We start from the raw sequence: 17,588 nt of genomic DNA on the forward strand, positions 1-17,588 counted from the left end.
ACCGGCGGGCTGTCAGCGGTTGCCGACGGCCTGCTTCACCAGCGTCCGGCCGAAGTCCCACATGAGGGAGCCCCCGCCGTGCGCCTCGTCCATGACCTCGCGGAAGGCCCCGACGAACCGGTCCACGTCCCGCTCGTCCACGATCAGCGGCGGGATGAGCTTGATGACCTCCAGGTGGTCTCCGGAGACCTGGGTGAGGATCCGGTGCTTGCGCAGCAGCGGCACCACGACCATCTGCGCGAACAGCCCCTTGCGGGCCGCCTGGAGCATCGCCCAGCGGCTGCGCAGGCCGAGCGAGGAGGGCCGGCCGAACTCGATGCCGATCATCAGCCCGCGCCCGCGCACCTCGTGCAGCAGCTCGTACTCGTCCACGAGCGCGGCGAGCCGCCCGCGCAACAGGTCGCCCATGGCCCGCGCGTTGGCGGTCAGCTGCTCGTCGTCCATGACGCTCAGCACCGCCAGGCCCGCCGCCATCGCCTGCGCGTTGGACCCGAAGCTCGCCGAGTGGACGAGCACGCGGTCCATCGACGAGTACACGCGCTGGAAGATCCAGTCCTTGCCCAGGGTCGCGCCGACCGGCACGTAGCCGCCCGACAGGGCCTTGGCCACGCACACCAGATCGGGCTCGACGCCCGGCTCGTGTTGGTACGCGTAGAAATCACCGGTCCGGCCGAGGCCGGTCTGCACCTCGTCGGCGATCAGCAGCGCCTTGTGGCGGTGGAGCAGCTCCTGTGCGGCGCGCAGGAATCCGGGGGGCGCGGCGAGCACCCCCTTGCCCTGGACCGGCTCCACGACGAGGGCCGCCACGTCGCCCCGCCGCAGCTCGCGCCCGAGGGCGTCCAGGTCCCCGAGGGCGATCTTGGTGTCGGGCAGCAGCGGGGCGAAGCCGTCCCGGAACCCGGCTTCGCCGTTGACCGAGAGCGAGCCGGTGGTGAGCCCGTGGAAGGCGTGGTCGCAGTAGAGGATCCTGGGCCGGCCGGTGGCGTACCGGGCGAACTTCAGGGCCGTCTCCACCGCCTCGGTGCCGCTGTTGCCGAAGAAGACCCGGTCCAGGTGCGGGCTGTACGAGAGCAGCTTCTCGGCGAGCAGACCGGGCAGCGGCTGGCAGTCGAACCGGGTCAGGTCGGCGAGCTGGGCGTCCAGGACGTCGTGCAGGGCCCGGCGGACGACCGGGTGGTGCCGGCCCAGGCCCATGACCCCGAAGCCTGCCAGCATGTCGAGGTAGTCGTTGCCCTCGGCGTCCCAGAAGTGGGCCCCCTCGGCACGTACGTACACCTTGTCGAAGCCGATGGTGTGCAGCATGCGGGGCAGCTGGTGGTTGAGGTGGCGGGAGTGCAGCTCGTAGCGCTCGCCCCCGCGCTCGGCGAGCAGGGCGCCGAGGTCGAAGCCCCCGCCGCCCCCCTGCCCGGCGGTCATGACGAGGCGCCCCGGTTGCCGCCGATCGTCTCCCGGGCCGCGCGCAGGGACTCCTTGAGGGAGCCCATGGTGGCGAGGACGGCGGTGGGCTCGTAGCCGCAGTGCGCCATGCAGTTCGCGCAGCGCGGGTCCTTGCCGCGGCCGTACTTGCTCCAGTCGGTCTCGTCGACCAGTTCCCGGTACGTGGGGACGTATCCGTCGCTCATCAGGTAGCAGGGGCGCTGCCAGCCGAAGAGGGAGTAATTCGGAATGGCCCAGGCGGTGCAGGGGAAATCGGCCTTGCCTTCCAGGAAGTCGAGGAAGAGCGGGGAGTGGTTCAGCCGCCAGCGCCGCCGGTTGCCGCCCGCGAAAGCCTTCTTGAACAGTTCGCGGGTCTGTTCGACGCCGAGGAAGTGTTCCTGGTCAGGGGCCTTTTCGTAGGCGTAGGCGGGCGAGATCATCATCTCGTCGACCCGGAGGTCGTCATTGAGGTAGTTCAGCACCTCGATGATGGTCTGCGGGGTGTCGGTGTTGAAGAAGGTGGAGTTGGTCGTCACCCGGAATCCGCGCCGCTTGGCCTCCTTGATGGCAGCGACCGCCTCGTCGAAGACGCCCTCCTTGGCCACCGATTCGTCGTGGCGTTCGCGGAGCCCGTCGATGTGGACGGCGAACGCGAAATAGGGGGACGGGGTGAATTTCTCGATCTTCTTGCGGAGCAGCATCGCGTTGGTGCAGAGGAAGACGTACTTCCGCCTGGCCACCAGCTGACGGACGATCTCGTGGATCTGCGGGTGCATCAGGGGTTCGCCCCCCGCGATGGACACCATCGGGGCCCCTGACTCCAGCACGGCGCCGACGGCCTGGGCCACCGGCATGCGCTGCTTGAGGACTCCGGCCGGGTGCTGGATCTTCCCGCACCCCTCGCAGGCCAGGTTGCAGGCGTAGAGCGGCTCCAGCTCGACGATCAGCGGGAACTTCTCACGCTTGCGGAGCTTCTGTTCGAGAAGATAGGTCCCGACCCTGATGGACTGTCGCAGCGGCATGGCCATCTGGCTCACCTCCTGGGGAGCAGCGAAGAACGGTGCCAGTCATGGAACGCGGGCAGTAGGGCACGCAGTACGCGGAAGGCCGATATTCCACCGCGGACGGTGCCGATGCGGACGAGCTCGTGCTCCGGAGCGTCCACGATCACCCGGACGGCCGCAACGGGGCGTACCTCCCCGGAGGGGGCGCCTGGGGCCCGGGTGGCGGCCCACAGGGTGGCCGCGGACTCCATGTCGACCGCTACGGCGCCGGTGGCGCGCAGCTGCGCGCGTTCCTGGCCGCGGACGACGTGGTCGGATCCGGTCAGCGCGCCGGTGTGCACGGTCCGGCCAGGCAGGGCCAGCGCCAGCGCCTCGGCGAGCAGGCGGGTACCGGTGCACGGGACGGTCCCGTGCGGGTCCCGGGTCTCGTCGGCGACGACGAGGTCGCCGGGGTGCATGCCGGGGACCAGTCCGGCACAGAAACCGGTCGCGAGGACGGCGGCCCCCGCCATCCCCGGCCGCTCCAGCGCGCGGGTGACGGCGCGTTCGGCGGCGCGCGGCCCCATGCCGGTGCGCAGGACCGTGCCGCAGTCGCCCGCGCCGCGGGCGGCGCCGCGCAGCGCCGCCCGCTCGATGCGCAGGGCGCAGGCGATCAGCAGCGGTGCGGGCGGGGGCCGGTCCCGGGGGGCGCCCATCACGAGTCCTCGGCGAGGGCGGCGGCCGCGGTGGGGTGGCGTCCGGCGGGGCCGAAGGGTTCACCGTAGAGGTAGCGGCCGAGGGCGGTGAGGGGGAACACCTGCCGGTACAGGTGGTAGTTGATGGAGAAGTCCCAGGGGAAGCCGGTGCCGGTGAAGTGCGGTTCGTCCCAGGTGCCGTCGGCGCGCTGGGTGTCCACCAGGTGTGCGAGGCCCCGTTCGACGGCCTTGCTGCCGCGTTCCCCGGCCGACAGCAGGGCCATCAGCGCCCACGCGGTCTGCGAGGGGGTGGAGGCGCCCCGCCCGGCCCAGGAGCGGTCCTGGTAGGAGCGCTGGTCCTCGCCCCAGCCGCCGTCGTCGTTCTGTACGGATTCCAGCCAGCGCACGGCCCGCCGGACGGCGGGGTGGGACGGGGCGATCCCGGCGGCCGCCAGGGCCGGGAGGACCGAGCCCGTGCCGTACACGTAGTTGGTGCCCCAGCGGCCGAACCAGCCGCCGTCCGGCTCCTGTTCGGCGAGCAGCCAGGCGATCCCGCGGCGGGTCCGGGGGTCGCCGGCCCGGCCCTCGACCGCCAGCATCTCCACCACGTGGGCGGTGACGTCGGCGGAGGGCGGGTCGATGACCTCGCCGAAGTCGCAGAAGGGCAGCCGGTTGGGCAGGGTGCTGGTGTTGTCGGCGTCGAAGGCGCCCCAGGCACCGTTGCGCGACTGCATGCCGAGGTTCCACGAGACGCCGCGGGCGATGGCGCCCTCGACCCTCGCCGGGTCGGGGTGGGCGATCCGGCGCAGGGCCAGGACCACCTCGGCGGTGTCGTCGATGTCGGGGTAGTTGTCGTTGTGGAACTCGAACGCCCAGCCGCCGGGGGCCAGTCCGGGCCTGCGGACGGCCCAGTCGCCGCTGCGCCGGATCTCCTCGCCGAGCATCCAGTCCGCGGCCTTGACCAGGGCCGGGTGGTCGGGGCGGACGCCGGCGTCGGCGAGGGCGATGGCGGCCAGGCAGGTGTCCCACACCGGGGACTGGCAGGCTTCGATCATGCGGGCGCCGTCCTCGCGCCACACCGCGAACCGGTCGAGGGATTCCAGACCGGCCCGCATCACCGGGTGGCCCAGGTCGTAGCCGAGCAGGTGCAGGGCGATGACGGAGTACACGGCGGGCGGCTGGATCCCGCCCCAGCAGCCGTCGTTCTCCTGCCGCTCGACGATCCAGCGGGCCGCGCTGGCCATCGCGGCCTTGCGCAGGGCCTTCGGGGCGAACCGCCGGTAGACGTGCAGGGCCTTGTCCATGCGCTGGAAGGCGCCGTCCCAGCTGGTCAGCGGCGCCGGCCGGACGGCGGGGCTGGGGTTGCGGGCGTCGGCGTGCAGCTCGTCCAGGGCGAAGGGGGCGGGCCGGACGGGGCGCAGGGCGGAGACCACGGTGAGCGGGACGATGGTCTGGCGGGCCCAGCAGCCGAAGTCGTAGATGTTGAGCGGTACCCAGGAGGGCAGGAAGAGCAGTTCGGGCGGGAGTTCGGGCAGGTTCTCCCACTTCCACCAGCCGAAGAGGGCCAGCCAGATCCGGGTGAAGACCCGGGCTGCGGCGATGCCCCCGTGGGCGCGGATCCACGCCGAGGCGCGGCTCATGTGGGGGGTGTCGGGCGCGTCTCCGGCGAGGCGCAGGGCGACGTACGCCTCGATGGTGGCGGAGAGGTCCGGGGGGCCGCCGTGGAAGGTGGCCCAGGTGCCGTCGTCCCGCTGCTCGCCGCGGATGAACAGGGCGGCGGCGCGGGTGGTGGCCTCGTCGCGGATGCCGAGGAACTGCCGCAGGAGCAGGTCCTCGGCGTCCATGGTGACGTTGGTCTCCAGGTCGCCCTTCCACCAGCCCGCCGGGTCCTGGCGTTCCAGCAGGTTGCGGGTGGCCCGGTCGGTGGCGTCCTGGATTCCGCGCAGCAGTCCGGCCGTGCCGTGGCCCGGCGGGGCTCCGGGGCCGGCGGGCGGGCCCGCCGTCTTCGCGGATCCGGCCGGGCCCGGCGCGCCGTCGTGTTCCGGATCGGCGCCGCCGGCCATCGCACCGCCGCCGTCGGTCGTCGCAGTCATGGCTTCCCCTCCGTCGCAGTCTGCAGTCTGTCCTCTGCTGTGCTGGGGTCTGCCGTCGGCCGGTGCGCGCCTCACGTGGGGCGGCGCCGGCCGGCGACCGGCGTCATATCCGCTGCCGGGTGGCGATCACCTCTTGCGCACGACGACGAAGTCGGCGAGGGCGACGAGCTGGTCGCGGACCCGCTGCGGCATGTCGACGTCGTCCAGGGCGCGGATCGCGACCGCGTGCTGGCGGCGTGCCTCGTCGGCGGTCCACTGGCGCCCGCCGGCGGCTTCGATGAGCGCCGCGCGGGCCGCGAACTCCTCCTCCGAGAAGTTCTCGAAGTCGTTGCTCTTGGCGTCGGCGGCGAGCAGCCGGCCGAGCTCCTCGCAGGCGGGTCCGCCGGCGGCGAGGGCGGCGACGACGGGCAGGGACTTCTTGCGCTGGCGCAGGTCGCTCCAGGTCTGCTTGCCGGTCGCCTCCGGGTCGCCCCAGATGCCGAGGAGGTCGTCGACGGCCTGGAAGGCGAGGCCGAGGTGGTAGCCGTACTCCTCCAGCTTGTCGGCGGTGCGGTCGTCGGCGCCGCCGAGGACGGCGCCGATGGAGACCGCGCAGGCGAGGAGGGCGCCGGTCTTGTTGCCCTCCATCTCCAGGCACTCCTCGACGCTGACGCGCTCGCGGTGCTCGTAGGAGATGTCCTGTGCCTGGCCGTCGATGAGCTTGCGGCTGGCGGTGGTCAGGCGGCGGGCGGCCCGGCCCGCCTCGACGGTGCCCAGTTCCAGCAGGACCTCGTTGGCGAGGGCGAAGAGGGCGTCGCCGACGAGGATGGCCAGGGCGGGGCCGTGGACCTTCCACACGGTGTCGCGGTGGCGGCGCTGCTCGTCGCCGTCCATCAGGTCGTCGTGCAGGAGGGAGAAGTTGTGGACGAGCTCCACGGCGACGGCGCCGGGGATGCCGACCTCGGCGGCGGCGCCCGCGGCTTCGGCGGAGAGCAGGGCGAGGGCGGGGCGGACGGCCTTGCCGCCGTCGCCGTCCGCCGCGTTGCCGTCGGCGTCGATCCAGCCGAAGTGGTAGGCGGCGACGGTGTCCATGGGCGCCGCGAGCCGGTCTACGGCGGCGCGGAGCACGGGAGTCGACAGCGTGCGGCCGCGTTCCAGGAGGGCGAGCGTGTCCGCCTTCTCCGTGCTCGCTGCGGCCGTGCCCACACTGGCAGCCGTGTTCTCGACAGCCGGGTTCCCCGGGTTCACTGGCTCTCCTCTGGTTCCTGTACGTGCTGTGCGTGCTGTGCCTGTGGCGGTGGTGCTGGTGCCGGTCGTCATACCGCCTCCTGCAGCGGGTGTTCGCGGGGGCGGCCGAGGGCTGCGAGCGCGGTGTGTGCCGCGCCGAGGCCGCTGCGGACGGCACCCTCCATGGTCGCGGGCCAGCCCGTCGCGGTCCATGCACCGGCGAGGTACAGCCCCGGCGTGTCGGTCCGCGGTCCGGGGCGCAGCCGGCCGACCCCGGGGGCGGGGGCGAAGGTCGCGGTCCGTTCCCGGGTGACGAAGAAGTCCCGTACCTTCGCGCCGCGCGCGGCGGGCAGCAGCCGTTCCAGCTCGGGCAGGTACTTGGCGCGCAGGACCGTGACGGGCTCGTCGATGTCGTCCTGGGCGACCGACTGGGACAGGGCGAGGTACTGGCCGCCGTCGGTGAGGCCGGAGGCGTCGGTGCGGTCGAAGACCCACTGGACGGGGGAGCCGAGGGCCGCGAAGAAGGGCCGCTTGAGCACCTTGCGGTCGTAGACGACGTGGACGTTGAGGATGGGGGCGGTGCCGATGTCGAGGAGCTTGTCGGGGTCCGCGAGGGCCCCGGCGGGCAGCAGGGCGTGCGCCTCGCGCTGGGGGACGGCGAGGACGACGGTGCCGGCGCCGAGGGACTCCGCCTCGGTGTCGACCCGCCAGTTGCCTTCCCCGGTGCGGGAGACGGCGGTGACGCGGGTGCGCAGTTCGGTGCGTACTCCGGCCGCGTCGAGCGCCTTGCGGGCGAGGGTGTCGTGGAGGTCGCCGAGCGGGACCTTGGCCCAGCCGATGTCGGCGGCGCCGTTCTCGGAGAGCAGGCCGGTCTTGAAGACCATGGCGGCCAGGCCGAGGGAGGACTGCTCGGCGGTGGCGTTGAGCGTGGCGATGCCGACGAGGTCCCACAGGGCCTCGATGGTGCGCGGGGACTGGCCGTAGCGGCCGAGCCAGGTGGCGAAGTCGAGGCCGTCGAGGGCCGGGTCGGCGGGGTCGAGGCGGCGCAGCGCGAGGGCGGCGCGTCCGACGGAGGCCCGTTCGGCGAGGGAGAGGTGCGGGTAGCGGGCGAGCGACCCGGCGAGGTGCAGGGGCACGGGCAGGGCGCTGCGGCGGAGCCGGCCGAGGCGGGGGCCGCGCGGGTGGGCGACGTCGAGGACGGGGACGTCGAGGCGGTCCTGGAGCGGGGCGAGGTCCGCGCCGTCGACGCGGTCGAGGAACCAGCGGTAGGCGGTGCAGCAGCGCAGGTAGACGTGCTGGCCGTTGTCGACGGTGAGATCGCCGCGTTTGAAGGAGAAGGCGAGTCCGCCGAGCCGCGGGCGTCCTTCCAGCAGGGTGACCCGCAGTCCGGCGTCGGCGAGTTCGAGCGCGGCGGTGACTCCGGCGAGTCCGCCGCCCACGACGACGGCGCGGTCGTCGGCGCGGTCGTCGGTGCGCTGGTCGGCGTGCTGGTCGCTGCCGCTCATGAGCCCTCCCCCGCGGGGGCGTGTCCGGCGGAGCCCGACGGGGAAGACGCGGCGGTGCCCCGGGTGGTTGCCCGGGCGGCGGGCTCGGCGGGGGCCGTGGTGCGGTGCATCAGATCCGCCTCCGCGTGCTCTGGCGCGAGATGGTGCGCGCGTCGAGTCCCGACAGGCCCCGTACGGCGACGTACGCCTTCTCGTGCGTCGGCAGCGAGACGCGGCCGCGCAGGACGGCCTCGGGCTCGCGTTCGATGCGGTCGAGGAGGCGGCGGTAGATCCCGGCCATGGCGGCCACGCAGGCGCCGCTGCGCCGGTCGAGCATGGGCAGCAGCCGGTAGCCCTCGACGAACAGGGCCCGGGCGCGGCGGACTTCGTGGTGGACGAGCCCGGCGAAGTCGGAGCCGGCGGGGGCCCGGTCGCCGCGGAAGCCTTCGGAACAGCCGAACTTGGCGAGGTCCTCGGCGGGCAGGTAGGTCCGTCCGTTGGCGGCGTCCTCGCGAACGTCGCGCAGGATGTTGGTGAGTTGCAGGGCGAGGCCGAGGGTGTCGGCGTACTCGTCGGCGCGTGCGGCGTCGTGTGCGCCGAGGCCCGCGGTGCCGGCGGTGCCGAACACGCCGAGCGAGAGGCGGCCGATGGCCCCGGCCACGCAGCGGCAGTAGACCTTGAGGTCGTCCCAGGTCTCGTACTCCTGGCCGCGGACGTCCATCAGGACCCCGTCGATGAGTTCGTCAAGTGCGCCGAGCGGGATGGGGAAGCGGCGCGCGGCGTGCGCGAGGGCGACGGCGACCGGGTCGGTGTCGTCCTCGTCGACCTCTTCGGCGCGGACGCGTCCGAGGAGGGCGCGGGTCTCCTCCAGCCGGACGAGCTTCGCCTCGGCCGGGAGCGTGCCGTCGCCGATGTCGTCGACGCGCCGGGAGAACGCGTACAGCGCGGACATCGCGTGCCGCTTGTCGGTGGGCAGCAGCCGGATGCCGTACGCGAAGTTGCGTGCCTGCGTACCGGTCACGGCCTCGCAGTAGCTGTAGGCGGCGATGACCGGTGCGGACGGTGCGGACGCGTGTGTGGGGCCCTCCACGTTCGGGCTCACCCCTTTCTCGGCGCTGTGCGCAGGACGGCGGCCACCTCGCGGAGCAGGCCGCTCCGGGTGGGCTTGGGCGGTCCGGGAAGTACGTCGAAGCCCGCGGCCGAGACCGCTCTCAGGGCGGCGCGCCCTCCACCCACGAAGCCCGCGAGCAGCAGCCGGAGCCTGCCGTGCACGCTGCCCACGAGCGGGGTGCCCTCGTCCAGGAGCCGGCGCGCGCGTTCGGTTTCGAATGCGATGAGGGCGCGTACGGAGGCACCGGCGGTCGGCGCCTTGAGGTCGGCCTCGGTGACGTGGAAGCGGCGCATGTCCTCGGCGGGGAGGTAGACGCGGTCGCGGCCGAGGTCCTCGGTGACGTCCTGGAGGTGCTCGGCGATCTGGAGGCCGGTGCAGACCGCGTCGGAGAGGCGGACGCGCTCGGGGGTGCTGGTGCCGGTGAGGGAGAGCACGAGGCGGCCGACGGGGTTCGCGGAGAGCTCGCAGTAGCCGAGGAGGTCCCCGTACGTGCCGTAGCGCGTGACCCGCTGGTCCTGGCGGTTGGCCTCGATGAGCCCGAGGAAGGGTTCGGGGGTGAGGCCGTGGGCGCGCACGACGGGCTGGAGGGCCAGCATCAGCGGGTGGCGCGGGGGGCCGTCGGTGCCGCCGAAGACGCGCCCCAGGTCGGCTTCGAGGGCGTCGAGCATGGCCGGCGGGTCGTCGGCGGCGGCCGGGTCGAGGCCCAGGAGCACCGCGTCGCGGCCGCCGGGGGCGAGGTCGCCGTCGCCGATGTCGTCGACGAGGCGGGCGTACCCGTAGACCGCGGTCAGGCCGTGGCGCCAGGCGCGGGGGAGGAAGACGGGGGCGACGGGGAAGTTCTCCGCGGCGGCCTTGCCGAGGGTGGCGCGGGCGTGGAGGTCGAGGGCCCCGTCGGGGGCGCCTGCGGCGCCGGGCCGGATGCCGTGCCCGGGGGTCACCGCCCGCCGCCCGGGGCGGGGACGGCCACTGTGCCTGGGGGCCGGAGAATTCCCGTAGCCATTGCCGTCACGTCTCCCGTTCTACACTGCCGACCCAAGTCATCCTATTTCGGACACGCCGCCGGAGTTTACCCGGGGTACCGGGGAGATTCGGCTGCGGGGAATCGTCCCCTCTTGGCGCGATTGAGAACTGCTCCAGCTTACGCTGTACAACGTCGCGGGGGCCTATCGGGTATTCACCGGACCCCCGAATGCCGCCTTCCGCCCCCATGACCCGGGCCGCGGCCGCTGCGCCCGCCCCGCCGTGGCCGCACCGGCATGGCGAGGCCCCCGCCGCGCTACGCGGCAGGGGCCCTTGGCCTGCGAGGATCCACCGGTCAGTGACTGGTGGCCTTCTCGTACGCCGCGACGACTTCCTCGGTGGGCCCGTCCATCAGGAGTTCGCCCTTCTCCAGCCACAGCACCCGGCTGCAGGTGTCGCGGATGGAGTTGTTGTTGTGGCTCACGAGGAAGACCGTGCCGGCCTTCTCCCGTAGTTCGCGAATGCGCGCCTCGGAACGGACCTGGAACTTCCGGTCACCGGTGGCGAGCGCCTCGTCGATCATCAGTACGTCGTGGTCCTTGGCGGCCGCGATCGAGAAGCGCAGGCGCGCCGCCATTCCCGAGGAGTAGGTGCGCATCGGAAGGGAAATGAAGTCCCCCTTCTCGTTGATCCCCGAGAAGTCGACGATGTCCTGGTAGCGCTCCTTGATCTGCTCGCGGGTCATGCCCATCGCGAGTCCGCCGAGGACGACGTTGCGTTCGCCGGTCAGGTCGTTCATCAGCGCGGCGTTGACGCCCAGCAGGGAGGGCTGGCCGTCGGTGTAGACCTTGCCGGTCTCGCAGGGCAGCAGCCCCGCGATGGCGCGCAGCAGGGTGGACTTGCCGGAGCCGTTGGAGCCGATGACGCCGATGGCCTCGCCGCGGTACGCCGTGAAGGAGACGCCGCGCACGGCGTGGACGCGGCGCACGCCGGGGGCGTCGCCCTTGCCGCGGCGGAGTATCTTGCTGAGCGCCGCGGTGGCGCTGCCCTTGCCGGAGCTGCCCGTGTTGACGCGGTAGACGATGTGGACCTCGTCCGCGATGACGGTGGGCACCTTGCCCTTGGTGAGATCAGCCACGGCCGTAACGCTCCTCAGCCTTCCAGAAGTACACGAAACCGCCGACGCCGATCAGGACGGCCCAGCCGACGGCGAAGGCCCAGACGTGCGGCGGCAGGTTCTCGGGGCCGTAGTCGTCGATCAGCGCGAAGCGCACCAGGTCCATGTAGATCGCCGCGGGGTTCCACTGGAGCACGTCCGCGATCCACTGCGGCTTGTCCTTCAGCATCTCGTTGATCGAGAACATGACGCCCGAGGCGTACATCCACGTGCGGGTCAGGAAGGGCATCAGCTGCGCGAGGTCGGGGGTCTTGGAACCCATCCGCGCGAAGACCAGGGCGAGGCCGGTGTTGAAGACGAACTGCAGCGCCAGGGTCGGGATGACCAGCAGCCAGGACAGCTGCGGGTAGTTCCCGAAGGCGACGGCCACCACGAGCACGACGATCATCGAGTACATCAGCTGTTGGAGCTGCTGCATCGAGAAGGAGATCGGCAGCGAGGCGCGCGGGAAGTGCAGCGCGCGCACCAGGCCCAGGTTGGTGGGGATCGCCCGGACACCCGCCATCAGCGAGTTCTGGGTGAAGGTGAAGACGAAGATGCCCATCACCAGGAAGGGGATGTACACCCCCTTCTCCATGCCGCGGCCGGCGTCGAGGATCAGGCCGAAGATCAGGTAGTAGACCAGGGCGTTCAGCAGGGGGGTCGCCACCTGCCAGAGCTGGCCGAGCTTCGCCTGGCTGTACTGCGCGACCAGCTTGGCCCGGGAGAAGGCCATGATGAAGTGGCGCCGCCCCCAGAGCTGCCGCACGTACCCGCCCAGGCTGGGCCGGGCGCCGCTCACGGACAGGCCGTACTTCCTGGCGAGCTCCGCGGGGCTCAGCCCCGCGTCGTCGGACGGCGGCTTGCTCGTGGCGAGGGCGCCGTCGTGGGTTGTGTCACTCACAAGTTGAAACTTTCCGTCTTCAAGATGCGGCAGAAGGGGCACCGGCCTGGAGCGCCGGACCCGTGATCGGGCCCATGGTCCCAGACGCGGGCTGGTCAGATGACGGGCGGTCGGCCCAGCCGGGTCAGCCGCCACACCGTACGCCACTTCATGGGACGTCTGGGACCGCAGGGAGTGGTCCAGCCCTCCTTGAAGCCGCCGAACCAGGCCTTGAGCGCCGGGGCCGAGGGCTTGCGCACGAGCGTCAGCGCGAGCCAGACGCCCAGGTAGACCGGCACCAGCGGGGCGGGCAGGTTGCGGCGGGCGAGCCACACCCGGTTACGGGCCACCATACGGTGGTAGACCGCGTGCCGGGACGGGGCGGTGGTCGGGTGCAGCAGCACCATGTCCGCCCGGTAGTCGATCAGCCACCCGGCGTCGAGGGCCCGCCAGGCCAGGTCGGTCTCCTCGTGGGCGTAGAAGAACTCGCCCGGCAGCGTTCCGACCTGCTCGAACACCTTCGTGCGGACGGCGTTGGCGCCACCCAGGAAGGTGGTGACGCGGGAGGAACGCATGGGGTCCGAGGCGCGCAGCCGCGGCACGTGGCGGCGCTGGGTCGCCCCGGTCTGCGGATCGGCGATGCGGAAGCTGACGATGCCGAGCGCCGGGTCCTCGGTGAAGGCCTGCCGGCACAGCTCGGCGGTGTCGGTGCGCTCCAGGAGGCCGTCGTCGTCCAGGAAGAGCAGGACGTCGACGTCGCGGCCGCCGGGGCCGAAGGCCTCGATGCCGGCGTTGCGGCCGCCGGGGATGCCCAGGTTCTCGGGCAGCTCCACGGTGCGGACGCCGTCCGGGACGCCCGTCTCCGCGGTGAGCTCCACGCCCTGGCCGACGACGACGACCTCGACCGGGTCGCCGTCCTGCCGGGCGACCGAGTCGATCAGGGCCTTGAGGTCGTCGGGGCGGTTGCCCATGGTGATGACGACCGCGCCGACGCGCAGCGGGGCGCTCACCGGAGCCTGCTCGACGCGAGGACGGACACCAGGTGCAGCACGGTCTGGAGCAGGGCGATGCCGGCGAGGACGGCGACGCCGAGCCGGGAGAAGAACAGGTCGCCCCGGACCTGGTCGAGGACGGCCAGCACCAGGATGAGCAGGGAGGCCTCGATGCCCAGGACCAGGCGGTGGAACTTCAGCGCGGCCGCCGCCCGGCGGGCCAGGGCCATGCCGGAGGAGCGGGGCTCGGACGCCGCTTCCTTGACGGGCGGCTTGCCCACCTGGTGGCGGGCGACGCCGACGAGGTCGGTCTCGGCCTTGATCAGGATCGCGCCGAGGGCCGCGAGGGTGCCCAGGAAGGCCCAGAGCCAGTCGGTCCGGCCGGTGCCCCACAGGTCGGCGGCGCGCAGGCCGAAGCCCACCAGGACCGCCGCGTCGCACAGGTAGGCGCCGACGCGGTCCAGGTACACGCCGGAGAGCGAGAACTGCTGCTTCCAGCGGGCCACCTCGCCGTCGACGCAGTCGAGCAGCAGGTACAGCTGGACCATGACCACGCCGAGGACGGCGCCCCAGATGCCCGGCACCAGCAGGGCCGGGCAGGCGAGGACGCCGGCCAGGGTCATCACGTAGGTCAGCTGGTTCGGGGTGACCTTGGTGGTGACCAGCACGCGGGTGATGCGCAGGGAGATCTCGCGCATGTACAGGCGGCCGCCCCAGTGCTCCCCGCTGCGCCGGTCCTTCACGCCCGCCGGGTGGACGACGGGCCGGAGTTCAGCTACGGATGGTCTTGGCATAGTCGGCGTAAGCGTCCCTGATCTCGGCGGCGGACAGGTTGAGGTGTTCCAGGATCGTGAAGCGTCCCGGACGGGTCTGGGGGGCGTACTCGACGGCCGCGACGAACTCGTCCACGCTGAACCCGATCTCCTCGGGCAGTACGGGCAGTCCGTGGCCGCGCAGCACCTGGACGAAGAGTCCGGCCTTCTCGGCGGCCCCCCGCAGGTGCATCGCGAAGGCCGCGCCGATGCCGACCTGCTCGCCGTGGAGCGCGGAGCGGCCCGGGTAGAGCAGGTCGAAGGCGTGGCTGATCTCGTGGCAGGCGCCGGAGGAGGGCCGGCTGTCGCCGCTGATCGACATGGCGATGCCGGAGAGCACGAGGGCCTCGGAGAGCACGGTGAGGAACTCGTCGTCCCCGCATCCGCCGGGGTGGCGGAGCACGGACTCGCCGGCGGTGCGGGCCATCGCGGCCGCGAGGCCGTCGACGGCCTCGCCGGTGATCGCGTGCGAGAGCTCCCAGTCGGCGATCGCCGAGATGTTGGAGATCGCGTCGCCGATGCCGGCGCGGATGAACCGCACCGGGGCGTCCTTGATCACGTCGAGGTCGATCACCATCGCGATCGGGGTGGGCACCCCGTAGGAGCCGCGCCCGTTGTCGTTGTCCAGGATGGACACCGGGGAGCAGATCCCGTCGTGCGACAGGTTGGTGGCGACGGCCACCATGGGCAGGCCGACCCGCGCCGCGGCGTACTTGGCCACGTCGATGATCTTGCCGCCGCCGAGGCCCACGACGGCGTCGTAGCGGCGGCCCTTTATGTCGTCGGCCAGTTTGACCGCGGAGTCGATGGTGCCGTCGACGACCGGGTACCAGTCGGCGTGCGGCAGGACGGGTTCCAGCTTGGCGCGCAGCGCCTGACCGGAGCCCCCGCTGATCGCGATGGCGAGTTTGCCGGACGCGGAGATGCGCTGGTCGGCCAGGAGGCCGGCCAGGTCGTCCATCGCCCCTCGGCTGATGTCGACGACAACAGGCGAGGGGATCAGCCGCGTCAGTACTGGCATGCGATCGTCCGGCCCTTGGCGAGGTCGTCGTGGTTGTCGATCTCGACCCACTTGACGTCACCGATGGGGGCGACGTCGATGGTGAAGCCGTCGTTCACGAGCTGCTGGTAGCCGTCCTCGTAGTACAGGTCGGGGTCGCGCTCGAAGGTGGTCTTGAGGGCCTCGGCGAGCTGCTCGGCGGCCTCGGGCTCGATGAGGGTGACGCCGATGTACTCGCCCGTCGCGTCGGCCGGGTCCATCAGCTTGGTGATCTTCCGCACGCCCTGGCCGTCGGCCGTGATGACCTTCATCTCCTCGTCGGCCAGGTGCTTGACCGTGTCGAGGGCGAGGATGATCTTCTGGCCCTTGCCGCGGGCGGCGAGCAGCGTCTTCTCGACGGAGACGGGGTGGACGGTGTCCCCGTTGGCGAGGATCACGCCCTGCTTGATGACGTCACGCGCGCACCACAGGGAGTAGGCGTTGTTCCACTCCTCGGCCTTGTCGTTGTCGATCAGCGTGATCTTGACGCCGTACTTGGCCTCCAGGGCCTCGCGGCGCTCGTACACGGCCTCCTTGCGGTAGCCGACGACGATCGCGACCTCGGTGAGGCCGACCTCGGCGAAGTTGCCCAGGGTCAGGTCGAGGACCGTGAGGCTCTCCTCCTGGCCCTCGGGGCCGACGGGCACGAGGGCCTTGGGCAGGGTGTCGGTGTAGGGACGCAGGCGGCGTCCGGCACCGGCAGCGAGTACAAGGCCGATCATGCTGGTTCTCCTTCGTCATGTACGGCGGGTGCTCCAGCGGAGACCCAGAAGCGGATGCTCTCCACGAGCACCACCAGTGCCACGAACACGGCCGTGGCCGTGAGCGCGACGGGGAACGCGTCACGGGCGAGGACGGTGGCCAGGACCACGGTCAGCAGGACCCGGCCCTCGTGGCCGCCGGTCGTCCGCACCAGCCAGTGCGGGGGCGCGCCCGAGCCACCGCGGATGCGGTAGACCGTGTCGTAGTGATGGTAGGCGACCGCCGCGACCAGTCCGAATGCGGCGGGAAGGGCTCCGGGCACGTCCGACTTCGCGGCGAGCGCGAGGACGGTCACGTACTCGGCGAACCGGAAGAGCGGCGGGATCAGCCAGTCGAGGGGGCCCTTCAGGGGGCGGGCGAGGGCCGCCGCCGACAACGTGGCGTAGGCCACCGCCGTGCCGATCAGCCACGGGTCGCCGAAGTCGCGGGTGGCGGCGCCGCCGGCCATCAGCACGGCGCCGGCCGCCGCCAGCCACACCGCGGCGCGGTCGGGCCGCTTGCCGGGCACGGGGTAACCGGTCCAGGCGAGGACACCGGAGTCCGCGAGGTCGGCGAGGGCGCGGGCCGCCCGGTCGGTACGGGTCGCCTTGCGGGTCAGGGAGCGCAGGACGCGGCCCGCGGTGGTGTAGAGCGCCCCGAAGGCGCAGCCGATCAGCAGGGCGTAGAAGACGGTCCGCGGGGTGGTGAGGGCGGTCAGGACCGCGATCATCGCCCAGCGCTCACCGATCGGAAGGATGATCATCCGCCGGACCCAGACCGTCCAGCCGACGCTGTCGAGCCGGTCGGACAGGGCGGCGGTCGGGCTCGTGTTCGCGGTCGCGTCGTGGTTCGCCTCGTTGAAGGAGAAGTCGACGACGTGCCGGCAGGTCATGAGGATCATGGCGCCGAGCGCCAGGGCCCAGACGTCGTCGCCGTCGCGGGCCGCGCCGAGGGCGAGGCCCGCGTAGAAGGAGTACTCCTTCGCGCGGTCGAACGTCGCGTCGAGCCAGGCGCCCATCGTCGAGTACTGGAGCGAGTAGCGGGCGAGCTGCCCGTCCGTGCAGTCCAGGACGAAGGAGACCAGCAGCAGTACGCCCGCCGCGACGTAGCCCCAGCGGTCGCCGGTGGCGGCGCAGCCGGCCGCGATCAGCGCGGTGATCAGCGAGGCGGTGGTGACCTGGTTCGGGGTCAGGCCGCGGCGCGCGCACCAGCGGGCGATGTAGCGCGAGTACGGGCTGATGAAGAAGGTGGTGAAGAAGCCGTCGCGGGACTTGACCGCGGTCCGCAGCCGCACGGCCTCGTCGTCGACGGCGGCGACGGCGGCTACGGCGCTCTCGCGCTCCGCCTCCCCCACGGGAACGGCGGCGACCAGGGTGCCGAGCTCGGGCCGCTGGACGGCGGTGCCGGAGCCCTCGACGGCGGCGGCCAGCCGGTCCGGGTAGGGGCCGGTGCCGAGCGCCCCGGGCTCCAGGGCCGCGACCTCGTCGAGCGCGGCGCGGGCGGCGTGGGCGCCGCCGCGCACCGCGAGGGCCCCGGTGACGGCGCAGGCGTCGAAGCGGGGGTCGGTCAGCGCGAGGCGCAGCGCGTGGACGTGACCGACGAAGGCGCTGTCGACGACGGCCACCCGCTGGTCGGCGGGTACGTCGGCCAGGGCGGCGGCGGTGTCTTCGGGACCGGGGACCGGACGGACGTCGAACCCGAGGGACAGGAGCTCGTCCGCAAGCGGTGATCCGGGTACCGGCGGGCCGGTGAGGATGACGGTCGGCAGACGAACTCACTCCTTGCAGGGCGTGCGGGACGGGCGCCACGGGGGGCGGCGGCACGTCGGCAGAGGCTATCGGATGAATGGAAGCCGACATTCATCAGCCTTTTACGGCCGGATGTTACGGTGGACGCAGATGCGTTCGATTCATGTGAACGCGTCGTCATCGTCTGGACGGCACACGAGCGAGAAAGAGGTGGGGTTGATGACCGTCGTAGTGGTCGCGGCCATGAGCAGCGAACTCCGGTACGTCCC

At 72.3% G+C, this 17,588-nt stretch carries 15 protein-coding genes; all 15 read right to left on the reverse strand.

Annotated elements, in window-relative coordinates; all coding sequences use genetic code 11:
* Positions 1–12: 12 nt before the first annotated feature.
* Complete coding sequence (locus AC07B0_RS36580; RefSeq protein WP_356878004.1) at positions 13–1,416, reverse strand: aspartate aminotransferase family protein; 1,404 nt, start codon at positions 1,414–1,416, stop codon at positions 13–15.
* On the reverse strand, positions 1,413–2,444 hold the full coding sequence (gene hpnH / locus AC07B0_RS36585) for an adenosyl-hopene transferase HpnH (protein WP_356878003.1): 1,032 nt from the start codon (positions 2,442–2,444) through the stop codon (positions 1,413–1,415). Before hpnH ends, AC07B0_RS36580 begins: the two co-directional genes overlap by 4 nt.
* 5 nt (positions 2,445–2,449) lie before the next feature.
* On the reverse strand, positions 2,450–3,115 hold the full coding sequence (locus AC07B0_RS36590; RefSeq protein WP_469383732.1) for a phosphorylase family protein: 666 nt from the start codon (positions 3,113–3,115) through the stop codon (positions 2,450–2,452).
* Positions 3,115–5,187 (reverse strand): squalene--hopene cyclase, encoded by a 2,073-nt coding sequence (gene shc, locus AC07B0_RS36595; RefSeq protein WP_356878001.1) that lies wholly within the window; start codon positions 5,185–5,187, stop codon positions 3,115–3,117. The genes AC07B0_RS36590 and shc overlap by 1 nt, the downstream gene beginning before the upstream one ends.
* Before the next feature lie 126 nt (positions 5,188–5,313).
* On the reverse strand, positions 5,314–6,414 hold the full coding sequence (locus AC07B0_RS36600; RefSeq protein ID WP_478863722.1) for a polyprenyl synthetase family protein: 1,101 nt from the start codon (positions 6,412–6,414) through the stop codon (positions 5,314–5,316).
* Positions 6,415–6,482: 68 nt separating this feature from the next.
* On the reverse strand, positions 6,483–7,898 hold the full coding sequence (hpnE, locus tag AC07B0_RS36605) for a hydroxysqualene dehydroxylase HpnE (RefSeq protein ID WP_478900110.1): 1,416 nt from the start codon (positions 7,896–7,898) through the stop codon (positions 6,483–6,485).
* A gap of 109 nt (positions 7,899–8,007) precedes the next feature.
* Positions 8,008–8,979 carry a presqualene diphosphate synthase HpnD gene (gene hpnD / locus AC07B0_RS36610; RefSeq protein ID WP_478900112.1) on the reverse strand — a complete coding sequence of 324 codons (972 nt, stop codon included), beginning with the start codon at positions 8,977–8,979 and terminating at the stop codon, positions 8,008–8,010.
* A complete protein-coding gene (gene hpnC / locus AC07B0_RS36615; protein ID WP_478900141.1) occupies positions 8,976–9,908 on the reverse strand; it encodes a squalene synthase HpnC in 933 nt (310 codons plus the stop codon). The genes hpnD and hpnC overlap by 4 nt, the downstream gene beginning before the upstream one ends.
* A 395-nt stretch (positions 9,909–10,303) precedes the next feature.
* Complete coding sequence (locus tag AC07B0_RS36620) at positions 10,304–11,086, reverse strand: ABC transporter ATP-binding protein (RefSeq protein ID WP_356877997.1); 783 nt, start codon at positions 11,084–11,086, stop codon at positions 10,304–10,306.
* On the reverse strand, positions 11,079–12,008 hold the full coding sequence (locus AC07B0_RS36625; protein ID WP_356877996.1) for an ABC transporter permease: 930 nt from the start codon (positions 12,006–12,008) through the stop codon (positions 11,079–11,081). The genes AC07B0_RS36620 and AC07B0_RS36625 overlap by 8 nt, the downstream gene beginning before the upstream one ends.
* 95 nt (positions 12,009–12,103) lie before the next feature.
* Positions 12,104–12,958, reverse strand: a complete 855-nt coding sequence (locus tag AC07B0_RS36630; protein WP_469383792.1) for a glycosyltransferase family 2 protein — start codon at positions 12,956–12,958, stop codon at positions 12,104–12,106.
* 35 nt (positions 12,959–12,993) lie between these two features.
* Positions 12,994–13,773: a CDP-alcohol phosphatidyltransferase family protein gene (locus AC07B0_RS36635; protein WP_356877994.1), complete on the reverse strand. Its 780-nt coding sequence runs from the start codon at positions 13,771–13,773 to the stop codon at positions 12,994–12,996.
* Entirely contained in the window at positions 13,751–14,812 is a 1,062-nt protein-coding gene (locus tag AC07B0_RS36640; protein ID WP_356877993.1) for an iron-containing alcohol dehydrogenase family protein, read from the reverse strand. The genes AC07B0_RS36635 and AC07B0_RS36640 overlap by 23 nt, the downstream gene beginning before the upstream one ends.
* Complete coding sequence (locus AC07B0_RS36645) at positions 14,800–15,552, reverse strand: phosphocholine cytidylyltransferase family protein (RefSeq protein WP_467293325.1); 753 nt, start codon at positions 15,550–15,552, stop codon at positions 14,800–14,802. The genes AC07B0_RS36640 and AC07B0_RS36645 overlap by 13 nt, the downstream gene beginning before the upstream one ends.
* Entirely contained in the window at positions 15,549–17,339 is a 1,791-nt protein-coding gene (locus AC07B0_RS36650; RefSeq protein ID WP_478900142.1) for a DUF5941 domain-containing protein, read from the reverse strand. Before AC07B0_RS36650 ends, AC07B0_RS36645 begins: the two co-directional genes overlap by 4 nt.
* Positions 17,340–17,588 lie beyond the last annotated feature (249 nt).

The sequence above is a fragment of the Streptomyces sp. NPDC044704 genome, assembly GCF_056433525.1.